Annotated in this window: 12 protein-coding genes; 4 read left to right on the top strand and 8 right to left on the bottom strand. The window is 38.1% G+C overall.

Annotated elements, in window-relative coordinates; translation table 11 throughout:
• From ESZ26_RS13505 to nudF, 3 genes are read right to left on the bottom strand one after another with little or no spacing between them, the layout of a single operon-like run.
• Entirely contained in the window at window positions 1-762 is a 762-nt protein-coding gene (locus ESZ26_RS13505) for a metallophosphoesterase (protein WP_223271639.1), read from the bottom strand.
• A 5-nt stretch (window positions 763-767) separates the two neighbouring features.
• On the bottom strand, window positions 768-1,277 hold the full coding sequence (locus ESZ26_RS13500) for a DUF1249 domain-containing protein (RefSeq protein ID WP_146800003.1): 510 nt from the start codon (window positions 1,275-1,277) through the stop codon (window positions 768-770).
• The gene (gene nudF, locus ESZ26_RS13495; RefSeq protein WP_146800002.1) at window positions 1,278-1,916 is read right to left on the bottom strand and encodes an ADP-ribose diphosphatase; all 639 of its coding nucleotides are present in this window, start codon (window positions 1,914-1,916) and stop codon (window positions 1,278-1,280) included.
• Between the two features lie 197 nt (window positions 1,917-2,113).
• On the opposite strand from nudF, the gene tolC reads away from it, so the two are divergent.
• Entirely contained in the window at window positions 2,114-3,475 is a 1,362-nt protein-coding gene (gene tolC / locus ESZ26_RS13490; RefSeq protein WP_146800001.1) for an outer membrane channel protein TolC, read from the top strand.
• 105 nt (window positions 3,476-3,580) lie between these two features.
• On the opposite strand, the gene ESZ26_RS13485 is transcribed toward tolC, so the two are convergent.
• Window positions 3,581-4,423, bottom strand: a complete 843-nt coding sequence (locus ESZ26_RS13485; protein ID WP_146800000.1) for an HDOD domain-containing protein — start codon at window positions 4,421-4,423, stop codon at window positions 3,581-3,583.
• Window positions 4,424-4,683: 260 nt separating this feature from the next.
• On the opposite strand from ESZ26_RS13485, the gene trhP reads away from it, so the two are divergent.
• Together trhP and ESZ26_RS13475 are read left to right on the top strand one after the other, a co-directional pair.
• A complete protein-coding gene (trhP, locus tag ESZ26_RS13480; protein WP_146799999.1) occupies window positions 4,684-6,084 on the top strand; it encodes a prephenate-dependent tRNA uridine(34) hydroxylase TrhP in 1,401 nt (466 codons plus the stop codon).
• A 9-nt stretch (window positions 6,085-6,093) separates the two neighbouring features.
• Window positions 6,094-6,339 (top strand): YfhL family 4Fe-4S dicluster ferredoxin, encoded by a 246-nt coding sequence (locus ESZ26_RS13475; protein ID WP_146799998.1) that lies wholly within the window; start codon window positions 6,094-6,096, stop codon window positions 6,337-6,339.
• Between the two features lie 59 nt (window positions 6,340-6,398).
• Here ESZ26_RS13475 and ESZ26_RS13470 read toward each other — a convergent pair whose 3' ends face one another.
• From ESZ26_RS13470 to rppH, 4 genes are all read right to left on the bottom strand, one after another.
• Window positions 6,399-7,232 carry a thymidylate synthase gene (locus tag ESZ26_RS13470; RefSeq protein WP_146799997.1) on the bottom strand — a complete coding sequence of 278 codons (834 nt, stop codon included), beginning with the start codon at window positions 7,230-7,232 and terminating at the stop codon, window positions 6,399-6,401.
• Window positions 7,233-7,279: 47 nt separating this feature from the next.
• Window positions 7,280-8,101: a sulfite exporter TauE/SafE family protein gene (locus ESZ26_RS13465; RefSeq protein WP_146799996.1), complete on the bottom strand. Its 822-nt coding sequence runs from the start codon at window positions 8,099-8,101 to the stop codon at window positions 7,280-7,282.
• A 37-nt stretch (window positions 8,102-8,138) separates the two neighbouring features.
• Window positions 8,139-10,415 (bottom strand): phosphoenolpyruvate--protein phosphotransferase, encoded by a 2,277-nt coding sequence (ptsP, locus tag ESZ26_RS13460; protein ID WP_146799995.1) that lies wholly within the window; start codon window positions 10,413-10,415, stop codon window positions 8,139-8,141.
• A 115-nt stretch (window positions 10,416-10,530) separates the two neighbouring features.
• Window positions 10,531-11,037, bottom strand: coding sequence for an RNA pyrophosphohydrolase (gene rppH, locus ESZ26_RS13455; protein ID WP_146799994.1), 507 nt, complete (start codon window positions 11,035-11,037; stop codon window positions 10,531-10,533).
• 162 nt (window positions 11,038-11,199) lie between these two features.
• On the opposite strand from rppH, the gene mutH reads away from it, so the two are divergent.
• Window positions 11,200-11,868, top strand: coding sequence for a DNA mismatch repair endonuclease MutH (gene mutH / locus ESZ26_RS13450; protein WP_211361232.1), 669 nt, complete (start codon window positions 11,200-11,202; stop codon window positions 11,866-11,868).
• The last annotated feature ends 540 nt before the right edge of the window (window positions 11,869-12,408 follow it).

Below are 12,408 nucleotides of genomic sequence, written 5' to 3'. Positions count from 1 at the left end.
TTATTCCTTTATTAAAAAATAGCTGTCCGACTTTATTTTTCCATCAGTAAATAACGAAAAAACACGATATCCTGCTCCTTGGCCATTTGAAGCACCAGCGCTTTTATTCGTGTCAAATTGAATCGAAGTAGCCGGACAGGTAAATAATGGTATGGCTGATGAATGGTCTGAATACAAGGTTAACGCTTGATGCACATGGCCACAAGTAATGGCTTTAATACTCGAGAACTTATTAATCGTTTGCCAAAACTCGGCTTGATTTTCTAAACCGTGTTCATCAATAAAGTAGCCAACATCTAATGGATGATGATGCATCATCAGCAATTGATGTTTTTTACCATCAACGATTGACTCAAATGCACACAAATCGCTTGAGGTTACGTGACCTTTCGGTGTCGCACTTTTACTGTTAAGTAAAACAATTTGCCAAAATTGCTCGTTAAGGACTTTTTTACCATTAAAAGGCGGGACAGATAAGTATTTATCCAGTAACTCATGTTCATCATGGTTGCCCGCCAAATAATAAAAAGGCACAGTTATGCCACTATCAACCACAGCTCTAACAAAAAGTTGATATGACTTTTCACTATGGTCTTGAGTAATATCACCAGTGAATACAATAGCATCGACTAGATGCTGATTTTCAATCTCGTGTAAAACAGTAACTAAATTATGGTACACATTAGCACCATGATGCAAACCATCGGTTTTAGAAAATAAATGGCAATCGCTTATTTGAGCAATTTTAAAAGTAGAAGACAAAAGAATTACTCAAAAAGTGATAAGTTGACTTGACCTAACTTTAAACAAAGTTGCAGCCATTCTTTAAGGAACTGATTAATTTGTTCTTTTTCATCAGGTAAATGCATTTTGCTATTGGGGTAATCATAACGAGGTTTAACTTGTTTGATATCCTGATTACTGATCACTTCCGCCATTCGAGCATCATGATATAAACGGATAGTCATTTTAGGACGTAAAATGTGGTCAAATACTGTTTTATTATCGTTATTGTCTACGCTATTTTCTTCCACCGCTGTTGCTCGTTTTGTCTTAGGCAGTTCTTGACAGATACTCACTAAGCTGGTGTAGCGGGTAATTTCAAGTATTTTTATATTGTATGATAAAAAGTCAGAAATAAAAAAGCAACGCTCATCACCAACAGCCTCTTCATCGTTATGACTGGCGAGTAAGCGAATTAAAAACATATAGTTAACTTCACAAAGATTCATTAAGGTTGATAACCTTGGCTGATATTTTTTACTTTGCTTTATCATTTACGAAGACCATTTCTGCTGTAGTTGATGAAAGTTATTTTGTAGCCATTGTAACCCAATTATCGTTGCTGCATTGGTGATTTTTCCGTTTTCTAAAAGCGACATGGCTTGCTCTCTTGGCATAACATGTAACAAAATATCTTCACTTTCACTCTCTAAACCGTGCACACCTGAAACATTTTCACTATCAACATTAGCGACATACAAGTGTATAACTTCGCTCATACCACCAGGACTTGAAAAATATTCTAATACCTTATCTAGCTGACTTGGCTTTAACGTTAAGTCGGCTTCTTCTTTAGCTTCGCGTATAGCAACCTCAATAGGAGATTCGCCCTCGCCGAACATACCAGCGACAAATTCTAATAGCCATGGGGTATCTCCTTGACCAATAGCGCCAACTCGAAATTGCTCAATTAACACTACGCGGTCATTCGCGGCATCATAAGGTATGACGACAACTGCATGACCTCGTTCAAAGACTTCTCGTCTTAGTATCTTACTTTCACCACCATCAAATAAGCGATGACTAAGCTGATATTCATCCATTTTAAAAACACCTTGGTAGCACGTTTCTTGTTGATAAATGGTGACATCTTTATGCGAAAACTGTGATGAATTTGTATTTTTTTTATCCATTGACTGGCTTTTATTTCCTATATTAATTACTTTAAACAAATGAAAATATTATAGGAAAAGCACCACTAGCATAAAACATTTTGTTACACTAGAATGCATCCGCAAACACTTATTATATTTAGCTAATTCGAAAATCAAGATACGATAGTAACATAATAATATAGCGTACATGGCACACTCAAAGGAATAGCTCACTCATGAAGAAAACAATTACGGCACTGATCATTGGTTTGGTTTGTGTAACTAATACTACGTTAGTTAACGCTGAAGATTTATTGAGCGTTTACCAACAAGCACAAAAAAATGATCCTACCGTATTGAGATCAAAAGCTTTATTTAACGCATCAAAAGAAGGCATAGATCAAGCCAGAGCTGTTTTGTTACCAGAAATTAGTGCTGCAGCTAGCTACACACAAAGTGAAGGTGAGTTTATTCCGACATCAGATGATGGACAATCGTCAAATCGATTATTGACCAATAAATCTGATACTTTACGCTATGGTCTGAGTTTAAGTATGCCGTTGTACAATCATAGTACTTGGTTAAGATTAGATAATGCCAAAAAAGCCGCACACCGCAGTGATGTTTCTTATCAAGCAGCAAAACAAGAATTGATTGTAAGAGTAACTTCCGCTTACTTTGATGTTTTGAGTGCTAAAGACGATTTAGATTTTGCTAAAGCAGAAAAAGCTGCTATTGAGCGTCAATTAGAGCAAACAAAACAACGTTACTCTGTTGGTCTAAAAGCGGTAACTGATGTGCATGAAGCACAATCGCAATATGATAATGCTGTTACCTCAGAAATTCGCGCCGAAAATAGTGTTTTTACTGCCGAGGAAGCTTTACGGGTAATTACCAATGTTTATCCAAGAAACTTAAGTGTTCTAAATACCGAACGTTTTAGCACCTCGCGTCCTATACCCGACAGTGCAAACGAATGGCAACAGACAGCAGAAGCTAAAAATTTAGACTTAATTAGCCAGAAAATAGCCGTTGATGTTGCAAAAGAAAATATTAATATTGCCAGATCGGGTCATTACCCGACATTAAGTTTATCAGGCAGCTATGGTAGTAGTGATCAAGATAACGAAGTAAACAATATCACCTTTAAAAACCCAGCCTTAGATAGTCAGTCTATCGGCATCACGTTAAACGTGCCTATTTATTCAGGTGGAGCTACCTCAAGTGCTGTTCGCCAAGCACAAAGTAATTATGTCGCTGCCAGTCAAGATTTAGAACTAACTTATCGTAATGTTGTTCGTAATACACGTAATGCTTATAACACGGTTATTGCAGCTGTTTCTGCCATAAAAGCGCTAGAGCAATCTGTGGTTAGTGCTGATAGTGCATTAAAAGCTACCGAAGCCGGTTTTGAAGTTGGTACTCGTACTATTGTCGATGTATTAGATAGCACGCGTAATTTATACAACGCGAAACGTAACTTGTCATCAACACGCTATAACTACGTGCAGTCAATTCTGTCATTAAAACGTGCAGCAGGTACAATTAGCGAGCAAGACTTAATCAATATCAATCAAGGGTTAAGTGACGTTAAGTAAACTTATTAAACTTGCTTTTTGAGTCTTAGTTGTTGATATAACAAATTATAGATATAAAAAAACCCTGATCTCTCAGGGTTTTTTATTATCTATAATTTATTGTTATTAACTAAACATCGCTTTTACATCAGTAAACATCTGTTGAAACTCTTCGCTATCCATAAAGTTCATCTCAGGTAAAATACCTTTATTAACATAACTTTTTAATAAGACTTCACGTGTTGATACATTTTTGAAAATACCGTGATAAATAGCACCTGCTCGAATAAAGTCCAAATAATGAGTTTCGGGTGGTAAGACCGTTAAATCACTCCAATCGGTGACCAAATTTACAAAGTCGTCAGAGAAACCCCATGCTTTAGTAACTTCGCCACCAATATCCGCTGCTAGCTTAGCAATAGCTTGTTGTAAGAAAGTCGGGTTTGCGAAAACATCAGGATGATTTTCGGCTTCAGTTAAAATGGGTAAAACACCAATATTATGTACCAAGGCGGCTAATGTTAAGGTGTCTAAAGTTAATGATGTATGTTTATGATCTTTCATGTAAAAAGTCATCAAACTAATTGCAACCGAGGCTACGTCAACGGTTTTATTCCAAGATTTTTTCAAATACATTGAAACTATTTCATTTTTAGAAATGAATACTTGCTCTAATGCCATCGCTGTTGCGATACTTTTAATTTGACGTAAACCAATACGGGTAACAGCCTGATTGACTGTTTCAACTTTAACTGAGCGTCCTAAAATAGCGCTATTAGCCACTTTCAACATCCCTAAAGATAAAGCAGGGTCATGGCTAATAATATCACTCATTTGATTTAAATTAATGTCTGGGTCATCCGCCGCTTGGCGCACTTTTAATGCTATTTCTGGTAAGGTTGGAAGTACAAGCGCATCTTGTTTAATTTTTTCTACTAAAATTGTATAAAGGGCATTTTCAGTTCCCATAGTCTCACCTTAATTATTATAATTTATCAGTTGTATTACATTAAAAAGTAGCACACTTTTTTGCTTATATTATTATTTCAGGTCAAATATTAGTAAATCTTTCAATGCTGTATATTTCTTAAGCAAATACCTCAACATTTACAATTCGAGCTTTTATTCACTTAATATGATTTTCATCAAAGAACCGCCTCAAAAGCTGTTTGCCTAAGAGAAACGATGTTTTTATAATGCGCACAATTTAAACCATTTACTTTGTGATTATGTTAAAACCTGAATTATTATCGCCGGCCGGAAGCTTAAAAAATATGCGCTATGCTTTTGCTTACGGAGCTGATGCTGTGTACGCTGGGCAACCTCGATACTCTTTACGGGTAAGAAATAATGAGTTCAATTTAGAAAACCTTAAAATTGGTATTAATGAAGCTCATTGCTTAGGTAAGAAATTTTACTTAGTCAATAATATTGCACCACACAACAGTAAGTTAACAACGTTTATTAAAGATATTACGCCCGTTATAGCAATGGGGCCCGACGCCCTTATCATGTCTGATCCCGGTCTTATCATGATGGTACGAGAGCAATTCCCTGACATGCCAATTCATCTCTCTGTACAAGCTAACGCGGTTAACTGGGCAACCGTAAAGTTTTGGCATCAGCAAGGTGTTGAACGCGTTATTTTGTCACGTGAATTATCGCTTGATGAAATTGAAGAAATCCGTTTTAAATGCCCTGAAATGGAATTAGAAGTTTTTGTTCATGGTGCATTATGCATGGCATATTCTGGTCGTTGCTTGTTATCTGGTTATATTAATAAGCGCGATCCAAATCAAGGGACATGCACAAATTCTTGTCGTTGGAAGTATGATAGCCACCAAGCAAAAGAAACAGAAACTGGCGATATAATTGCTGTGCAGCCAAACGTTACTGTAAAACCCGAAATATTCATCCCTGACTCAGCTAAAATCATTATGCCAGAACAACAACCAATTGATGATATTGTTTTACTTCAAGAGCAAGGTCGACCCGGTGAATATATGCCTGCGTTCGAAGATGAACACGGTACTTATATCATGAATTCTAAGGATTTACGTGCCGTAGAACATGTCGACCGTTTAGTAAAGATGGGCGTACATTCATTAAAAATTGAAGGCCGAACTAAATCATTTTATTACTGTGCTCGTACTGCACAAATTTATGGCCAAGCTATTTCCGACGCTTTAAGTAATAAACCTTTTAATCAAAATCTGAATACCGATCTAGAACATCTTGCTCACCGAGGTTATACCGAAGGTTTTTTAAAACGTCACCGTCATAGCGACACACAAAATTATGATTACGGTTACTCAAAAAGTGACACCCAGCAATTTGTCGGTGAAATATTAGGCCGTAACAAACAAACAGCTTTAGTGGAAATAGAGGTGAAAAATAAATTTTTAGTGGGTGACCGCTTAGAGTTAATGACACCGTCAGGTAATCAATCTTTTATTTTATCTCATATGGAAAACGTTAAAGGTGAAGTTATTGTTGACGCGAAAGGGTCTGGTCATAAAGTATCAATTGCGTTAGTAACCGAACACGATTTAACTTTTGGTATTATTATGCGCTACCTGAATGAAGGTGGTACAACACGCCAGCCGTTTAAACAAAATCACGTGACATAATCACTGGTTATGGCGTTAATTATTGAAGATTCATGCATCAACTGCGATATGTGTGATCTCGAATGTCCCAATGAGGCGATAACCTTGGGTAGCGAGATTTACGAAATTGACGCTGATAAATGCACGGAATGTGTCGGCCATTATGACAAGCCAACTTGTATCAGCGTTTGCCCTATTGATTGTATCAAAAAAGATCCTATGCATAATGAAAATGAGCAAACGTTACTCGCTAAATTTATCGCTATGCATGGTTAAGGCCGCTGAGTTCGACTGAGCACAATAACGTTTAATTGCTCAGTCGATTAATCTTGTCTCTAGACAGATATGGCTGCTTTTATATGGGCATGGCATTGATAATTGACTAATTCAAAATCTTCAAAAGTAAAATCAAAAATACTTTTTATTTCAGGATTAATCTTCATGGTTGGCAGCGCTAGCGGGCTGCGACTAAGTTGCTCATCAACTTGTTCCATATGATTTGAATATAAGTGAGCATCACCAAAAGTATGAACAAAATCACCTAGTTCTAAATCACAAACTTGGGCGATCATCATGGTAAATAATGCATAGCTGGCAATATTAAACGGCACACCTAAAAAGATATCGGCACTGCGCTGATAAAGTTGACACGACAGCTTGCCATTTAACACATAAAATTGAAAAAGCGTATGGCAAGGGGGTAAGGCTTGTTTACCCTGTGCGGCATTCTCTGCAGGGCTTATAGATGTATCAGGTAATAATGCTGGATTCCAAGCAGTGATAATATGACGTCGAGAATCTGGATTAGTTTTTAAATCATCAATCAATTGCGTAAGTTGATCAATTGTTTCACCATTGGCTGATGGCCAATTACGCCACTGAACGCCGTATACAGGGCCAAGCTCACCCGATTCTGTTGCCCAGGCATCCCAAATTTTCACACCATTTTCACTCAAATAAGCAATATTAGACTCACCTTTGATGAACCACAATAACTCATGAATAATTGATTTCAAATGACATTTTTTAGTAGTGACCAGTGGAAAGCCTTTCGCTAAATCAAAACGCATTTGATAACCAAAAATACTTTTGGTGCCTGTACCTGTACGGTCTGATTTTTGTACGCCGTTATCACGAACATGTCGCATGAGATCTAAATATTCTTTCACTGTCTTTCCTTCTCTAAAAATTTTAATTGTAAACAAACGCTATTGCACTAACTGAGTATCATTTTAACCGCTACTAGCATCAAAAATATCGCAAATGCTTTCTTGATCGTACTTACCGGTAACTTACTCGCCGCTTTTACACCTATAGGGGCAAAAAGAGAAGAGGTAATAATGATACCAAGCAAAGCAGGTAGATAAACATAGCCTAAGCTATATTTGGGTAAGTTTTCTTCTCCCCAACCAGCAATCACATAGCCACTAACACCGAATATGGCGACAACCATACCACTGACCGTTGCAACACCAATACATTGGCGTAACGGGACTTTAAAGTAACTTAATATAGGTACTAGAATAGCGCCGCCAGCAATCCCCATAAGACTGGCTAAAATACCGGTAAAAAAGCCAATACATTTAACAATTATATTTTGGGGGAGTTTTTCATCGTCATTATTATTAATTAATTTATTTTTTTTCGCACGATTTATAGTAATAAACATATAGGACGAAAGTAAAAAAACAGCAATAGCAAAAGTGTTCTTTAGTGCAACAACAGAAAGCATATCAGCAATAAATGCGCCGAGTAACGAGCCTAATGCAATCGCCATCATAAGTTGCTTAGCAAGGGGCCAAGGTATATTACTATTGCGGTGATGAGCTAAAGCCGCAGAAAGTGAAGTAACAACAATAGTGGCTAACGACGTAGCAAGCGCCATCGGCATAACTAAATTTGGCTCAATCCCTAGCTGTGGTAATAAGTATACTAGAGCCGGTACAATAATTAACCCGCCACCTATGCCTAAAAGGCCAGCAGAGAAACCGACAACTGAGCCAAGTAATACGCAAATTATAAAAATACTCAATAACATTGTTTACTGCTTTTTAAGTTAAAGTGGCCGGATAAAACTACCTGCCGGCACGTACAAAACTACCTAAACCAAATTGTTCAAGTTGTTCATTTAAATAACTGTGTACTTGTTTGGATGTTGAAAGGGTTAACACATGCACTAACATCATTTTTACTTGGTGAAAATCAACATGGCGGATCACCCATTTAATTTTTGCGATATTATGCGCGTTCATACTCAATTTGTCATATCCCATCGCTAATAATAATAAAGCACCTGCCGGTTCACTCGCTAACTCGCCACATAAACTCAAGGGGACCAATGAGCGAGCTGATTGTTCAGCAATATGGTTCAGCGCTCTTAAAACAGCTGGATGATATGAGTTATATAACGCTGAAACACGGGCATTGTTTCGGTCAACGGCTAATAAATATTGAGTTAAATCATTACTGCCCACTGAAAAGAAATCAACTTTATTGGCTAATTCAGGTAATTGATAAATAATACCTGGTACTTCGATCATTATACCAATTTTTGGACGAGTGAGTTTTTCTTCACCGATAAAATCAAGTTCGCCCGACAGTTCATAATAAGCTTGATTGATTAAGCGGGTCGCTTCGTCGACCTCTAAAATACTTGAAATCATCGGCAACATAATTTCTAAATTATTTAGACCGACATTAGCGCGCAACATCGCTCGTACTTGTAAGAGAAAAATTTCAGGATGATCAAGTGTGATACGGATACCACGCCAACCAAGAAATGGGTTGTCTTCATTTATCGGAAAATAAGGTAACGACTTGTCACCCCCGACATCTAAGGTACGCATAGTTACAGCTTGATCAGGAAAAGCACTTAATACTTGACGATAAAGTTCAGTTTGCTCTGATTCAGAAGGAAAACAGCTGCGGTTCATAAAAGGAATTTCAGTACGATATAAACCAATCCCCACGGCACCTGAGTTTTTTGAATATTCAAATCCCGATGAAAGTCCCGCATTAAGTTGCAGTTCAATGGCTTGACCATCTTTGGTAATAGCAGGAAGTTGCGCGACTTTTTTAACCTTATCGGCGAGTAATATCTCTTGGGTAATTAAGTGTTGATATTCACGTTGTAAAGCTTCATTGGGCTGAACAAAAAGCTCACCACTGAAACCATCGACAATACAGTTTTTTTGATGTAATCGGCTAAGCGGAATTTTTTCAATGCCCATTACCGCTGGCACACCTAACGCTCTAGCTAAAATAGCTGCATGAGAATTATTGGAGCCCTGAAGAGAAACGACACCTTTCAGGCCTTGGTGCTGATATTGTGCGAGCATAGCGGCCGTTACTTCTTCAGCGACTAATATAAATTCTTTCGGAAGTTGTTGCTCTTTAATATTTAATTTTTTTAAGTTCAGTAATAAACGATTGCCTAAGTCTCGTATATCACTAGCCCTCTCACGCAAGTAGCGGTCATCCAAGGCTTCAAATTGAATAACATAACCATCAATAATTTGTTTTAAAGCACTATCAGCGCTCCAGCCTGATGTTATTTTCTGGGCAACTTCTTTAGCGATATTCGCATTGTCTAATAATTGCTTGTACATATCGAAAATATCTAAAGCACTCCCCGCAATAATGCCTTGTAACTTACTCTTCATCAAATCAAAATCTAACCGTGTCTTCGCGACAGCGTCTTCAAAGAGTTGTAATTCTAACGCTGGAGTTTTAGAGCGCTGTAAAGAAACAGTAGTTAAGCTTACCGCTGGATAAACAACAAACATTTCGCCAATTATTACTCCTGATGAGCCAGCAACACCCTGTAATGCTTTAGTCCAATGACTATTAGCATCTTGCTCGGTAATCAATACATTAGCTTCAGCATTAGCCAATGACGTTGCTAATTGGGCTGATAAGGTGACTAAAAATGCTTCTTCATTTTCGGTGAAATGCCTTGCTTCTTTTTGTTGAATAGCCAGTATGCCCAGCACTTTTCGTCGATGAATAATGGGTGTGCCTAAGAAAGCATTTAATTCGTCTTCTTCGACTTCAGGTGCATGAATAAATTGTGGGTGATGTTGGGCATTGGCAATGTTAAGCGGTTCTTCTCGTTGACCAACCAAGCCAACTAATCCTTCGGTAAAACCAATAGTTGTTTGACCTAATGAACGTTGAGCTAAACCGTCAGAAGCGACCAGTAAAAAATGTTGTTTGAGGTGATCAGCAAGATAAATTGAACAACAATCGGTATTCATCGTTTCTTTTATTTGTTCCACCATACGATGTAATGCACTGTCTAGTTCAGCATTTTGGCTAAATTCAAGAACAATTCTCCGTAGGGTAGTTAACATACCGCTCCTTAAATAAAAATGCCCGTTCACTTTAAGATAAAGGTGCGTCTTAAAGTGGTACGGGTATATTATACATTTGTGTTTTTAATCGTAAACCACTGCTACATAATAATAATCAACTACGACGTTTACGGTTATGATGACGATAAGAAGGCATAGACGCCTGAGCAAATTCTTTCATCACTTTACGGTAAACTTCACGTTTAAAAGACACTACCTGACGTACTGGGTACCAGTAACTAACCCAACGCCAATCATCAAACTCTGGATGATCAGAGTGAAGTAAATCAACCGCAGACTCTTCTGAAGTTAGCTTAAGTAAAAACCATTTCTGTTTTTGCCCAATACAAACAGGTTTACTTTCATGCCTAATTAAACGTTTTGGTAATTTGTATCTTAACCAGTGTTTGGTCGAAGCAACAATACTGACATGTTCCGGTTTTAATCCCACTTCTTCGTGTAATTCTCGGTACATGGTTTCTTCTGCTGTTTCTCCCTCATCAACTCCCCCTTGTGGATATTGCCACGAGTGTTGACCATAACGCCTAGCCCAAAATACTTGTCCTCTATCATTGATTATGACTATGCCGACATTAGCTCGATAGCCTTCGGCATCTATCAAAGGAATTCCCAATAACTTTCATAAAATATAACCTGATTCTTCCATAATATGGGCTTGCGGGCAATTAATTAATTTTTTATTTTATCTAGACCATGGCGTCAAAAGTTATGAATCTTTATACTGAGCAAAGAAAAGTCATGACTAAAGAGTTTACTCATTAAAATTAATATCCCTGCTAACGAAGATGATTTACTAGCAAGAGCGCAAGCACTTGCTGGGCTTAATTTAGCCGAAATAGCTGAACAGGCCGGCGTAGTGGTACCTAAAAATCTAACGAGGGAAAAAGGTTGGATAGGTCTTTTACTTGAGCAGGTCCTTGGCGCTAGTGCGGGCTCAAAACCGGAACCTGACTTTCCACATTTAGGTATTGAATTAAAATCATTACCCATTAGCATGCAAGGCAAACCTTTAGAGACAACATTTGTATGTGTTGCGCCTCTGACTGGCTTGGTGGGGGCTAGTTGGAAAACTAGCCATATTCGCAACAAAATGGCACGTGTTTTATGGGTACCGGTAATTTCTGAACGACATATACCAATAGGCGAGCGTATAGTCGGCACCCCTTTTATTTGGTCTCCGTCTCCTGAAGAAGAGCAATTACTTGCCCTAGACTGGCAAGAGCTTACCGATATGATTGTATTAGGCGAAGTAGAAAATATCTCAGGAAAACATGGCCAAGTGCTACAACTTCGCCCAAAAGCAGCAAATAGCCAAGCTAAAACACAAGCGTTTAATAAACACGGTCAGCCCTTTCGAACCCTGCCTCGCGGCTTTTATTTAAAGACATCTTTTACCCAGATGTTATTACGTAATCATTTACGTATTGATTAAGCACTGCCCCTTCATCAGCAGATGTCTAAAATAGCCAAAAAACCTGTTCTGCTATAAAGCAAATGTCGTAGACGCGGCAGGAGTCGAACCTGTGACCAGAAGTGGTTAGTTTCGTAGCCGCTCTTTTTATGATATTTATTTCAGACGAAAAAAAACCAACTCCAAAGTTGGTTCATACCATTTCCATTAAGTTTGTGATCAGCTTGTACGTAGGAAAAATAAATCAGGACAAGGCACTCGATTGAGTAATAGCTGGCTATTGGGATTGAGAGTAACGCAGTAATGGTGGATTTTGACCAGTACAAATGAGCAATAACTTGGTGGACTTGGTATCAATTCTGCTTTACAGCAAATGTGGTGGGCGCGGCAGGAGTCGAACCTGCGACCGGAAGTGGTTAGTTTCGTAGCCGCTCTTGTATGCTTGATCTCCAGCAAATTAAATAAACTATCACTTTATTTCAGACGAAAAAAAACCAATCCGAAGATTGGTTTATCTCTGCTTTACAGCAAATGTGGTGGGCGCGGCAGGAGTCGAACCTG

Origin of the sequence: Colwellia hornerae (genome assembly GCF_007954355.1) — a bacterium.
GTDB lineage: Bacteria > Pseudomonadota > Gammaproteobacteria > Enterobacterales > Alteromonadaceae > Colwellia_A > Colwellia_A hornerae.
Note: the sequence above shows the minus strand (reverse complement) of the source record. Positions and strands in the feature narration are given on the sequence as shown.